Source organism: Arthrobacter bussei (genome assembly GCF_009377195.2).
In the GTDB taxonomy this organism is placed as follows: Bacteria; Actinomycetota; Actinomycetes; order Actinomycetales; family Micrococcaceae; genus Arthrobacter_D; species Arthrobacter_D bussei.
In genome coordinates this window covers 1-3,265 of sequence record NZ_VJXX01000012.1, presented here as the reverse complement: position 1 = coordinate 3,265, position 3,265 = coordinate 1, and the positions used below count along the sequence as shown (strand labels likewise).

Sequence of the window (3,265 nt, the reverse complement as noted above, 5' to 3'; positions counted from 1 at the left end):
ACAACACTTCACAGGCTGAGGCCCCACACCACCAGGTGCGGGGCCTCACCCCATTAACCCCACAACCCCACCCCCCACCCCACCGCCAGCCACCACGCGCCAAAGGCCAACCCACCAGCCAGGCCCGAAGGCCTACACCCGGCCAGCCCAGCACCCAGCCACCATGCCAACAAGCCCGCAACGCGGCCGGCAGGACAACAGCACCCAACGGCGCCCTGGGCCCGACTGGACGGGCATCCGGCCATCCCGAATCAGCGAACACCACCCAGCCCGCCAGCCCGCTCGTCGATGACGCCTGGCAGAACCTGGCCAGAGCCGGCGAGCAGCCCGGGCCACCAGTAGGCAGACGATGACCAGCCGTACGGGCACCAACGCCACCAGGCAACTCGCTCACCAGCACAAGCCACGGCCACCCGGCCACCTCGCCACCCGGCCACCCTGCCGGCCTGCTGGCCTGCTGGCCTGCTGGCCAACCACTATCGCCTGGCTTGCTGGCCGCTCACCGAACCCCAGAGCCCTCCGGGTAACCGGTGACGCCTACTAGCCCTTCATCTGGACTGGGGTACCGTCCGGCTCCTCAGCCTGCTCCTGCGCTCAGCACCCGTTCCTTGTCGAGCTGGTGTTCTGCGCCGCTGACGTAAAAGCCCGTTGAAGATCCATCCGCTCTCGGCGGCAAGGTGTTCGATGGCGCCGACGCTTCGGGCGGCACAGTCAACGTCTGGCCGGGCACAACGGGCTTAGCCGGTAATCGGCCGGTAGGAGCCTCACCAGAATATTGTTGTCCCGGCACACTTCTGCAGGAGTCGGTCGGCAGAGTCACCAGACGCAGAGCCGGCCCGCACCCCTGTTGAGTGCCCTCTGACTCCGCACATCGCCCAGGGCTCACCATCGATGTTCGAGGTACGCCATCGAAGAGGGCTGCCTCCTCGATGAGTCCTGAGTACACAAATCAGCAGCATGGCACGCCGCCCGCCCTCTGTACAGCCGACTCATGAGGCCTACCGTCACGTTGCTGTGATGACGATCAGGGTATTGGTGATGGAGGTTCAGCGAGACCGTCCGCGGCTCATGAGGACTTTCGGCGAGGACTTCGGCTGGCTTGGTAGGCCTTGGCGGGCGGGACGGCGGCCACAGTGACCATCGAAGGGCCGTGCAGGTGAGCGACGTTCCCGGTGCCAGCCGGTTGGTCGCGGACCGCTGCACCCGGTTCGACCAATCTCCCCTTGAGAAACAGCCCCTGAGGGCAGCGCCGCTCGTCGACGAAGCCCTACAAGCGCTTCCTAGCTCGATATTGAGAGCGCTAGGGAGCAAGCAGCCGTGCACCTACTCACCTCGTGCCGCCAAGAAGTCATCAGACGCAGGCCTGTGATCTTTCGCTGCGGGCCGAGTGCGAATGTCGCCTTCGGTTGCATTCAGTATCACCGCACCATCGACTACTTCCCCTGCGCTACGTGATGCAGATTCGACGATGCGGACGGGTGGCACCATCGTCGATAGTCCGCTCGACATCGATCAACCAGCGCGCATACTGGGGCGATGACGATCCGGGATTCCATGGCGCAATTCGACGGCGCAAGATTCGTGAATGCTAGTTTCAGGGGCGCTACGCTTCGCTTCTCGGACGTGAGAGGCATGCTCATGCGGGGAGTCGACCTCGACGGGCTCGACATCGACAGCCACGACCTCTTCTTCGGACGACTCATCGTGAACGGGGTCGACGTCGTGCCGTTGGTCGACGCTGAACTTGATCGGCAGTTCCCCGGGCGTGAACTCCAGAAGGCTCGGACGCCTGAAGGATTGCGTAACGGCTGGTGCGCAGTCCAGTCTGCTTGGCGAGTGATGGTGACCGATACGCCGCAGAATATGGTCGACGCGCATGTGGAGGATGAATGGTCGCTCGCAGAGACGTTGCGTCATCTGATTCTCGCCAGCGACGCGTGGCTTCGTAAGGGAGTCCTCCGCCTCGATCGACCATTTCACGAGATCGGACTGGCGTTCACAGGAGCGAAGGAAGCAGGTTTCGACATGTCGGCCTTCCGCGACGGGGTGCCGACCTACGAGGAGATACTCGATGTCAGAGCTGATCGACAACGACAGGTTACGGAGTTCCTCGCTACAGCCACTCCCGCGGTGCTCGATGAGGAACGGAGCAATCCTTGGGGTGGCGATGATTGGACCCCGACAGTCGGCGATTGTGTTCGGGTCATCCTGGAGGAGGAGTGGGCGCATTTACGCTACATCGAACGAGATCTGATTCAGCTCGGCCGACCCTCGAGTACGGAGCCCGGCAGCCCGTCATCATGAGATTTCCTAGGAGGTCGAGGCCGGTGCGAAGGCTCCCGCCATAACCGCAAACGATCGGGACGAGCTATCCGACGCATGCGGACGCAGCGCTGGGTAGTGCGCGCACCGCGCCGCTAGCGAGTCCGACCTGTGGACACCATGCTCCCCCGCTGCAATAACGGAGGCAGGTACTGCACTCGGCTCTGCTTCCGAGGACGGGCCCCTGGCGCAGCCGGCACTCGACACTGGTTCGGGCGGAACGACCTGGCGTCCCGCATCGGCCCGGAGCACGGAAGGTGCTGACGAGACACGATACGGTCTTGAACCAAGAGCGGGTCGTTGTCGCACGCGACCGCTTGCAGTTGCTCGCAGAGCCTGCTCGAGGACGGCTGCGCCGCGACAGGAGAAGCAGAATACCCGGTAGTGGTCACGAGCAGGGCCGGCTGAGTGGCTTCCATTGGCGAGCAGCGGCACGAACGCACTCCATTCGCCCGCTCCTCGTGGATGATCATCGTGTGCCTTCACTCGAGGATGGGTCCGTGGGTCCGTGGGTCCGTGATGCAGCTAACCCCGGTCCGGTTTGCTCGACTGCAGGACGGCGTGTAATGTTTCATGAGTTGCCCCGGCGAGGGCAACCAACCCCTACAAAACCTGCGGTCGGTTCGCGCGCTCCAAACGGAGAACGAATTCGATCACTATTTGTCATGGGATTGCTGAGTCATATCCGTATTTGCAGGCATTAGGCCAAAGCAGAGGATTTGACAAGGGAAAAGAGAATGAAATAAGCTGTAAACACAACGGCGAAGGAAAGCGGACAAAGGCCCGAAACGGCATGTCCCGCAAGTAATCGTATGTTCCTGTTGTTTGAGAACTCAATAGTGTGCCAAGTTTGTTGATACCGATTGTTTTTTGATTGGTTGAATTTGCTGGTTGTCGCGCATTTTGTGTGTGGTGGCTGGTTTTTTTGGCTGGTTTCGAATTT

The 3,265-nt window shown here is 61.9% G+C and carries 2 protein-coding genes; one reads left to right on the top strand and one right to left on the bottom strand.

Going from position 1 to position 3,265, the window contains the following annotated elements; translation table 11 throughout:
• The first annotated feature begins 1,536 nt into the window (after positions 1 to 1,536).
• Positions 1,537 to 2,304 (top strand): DinB family protein, encoded by a 768-nt coding sequence (locus FNH21_RS16700; RefSeq protein WP_152817184.1) that lies wholly within the window; start codon positions 1,537 to 1,539, stop codon positions 2,302 to 2,304.
• Positions 2,305 to 2,985: 681 nt separating this feature from the next.
• On the opposite strand, the gene FNH21_RS16940 is transcribed toward FNH21_RS16700, so the two are convergent.
• On the bottom strand, positions 2,986 to 3,265 hold a 280-nt coding region (locus tag FNH21_RS16940; protein ID WP_206687081.1), incomplete at its 5' end, for a hypothetical protein.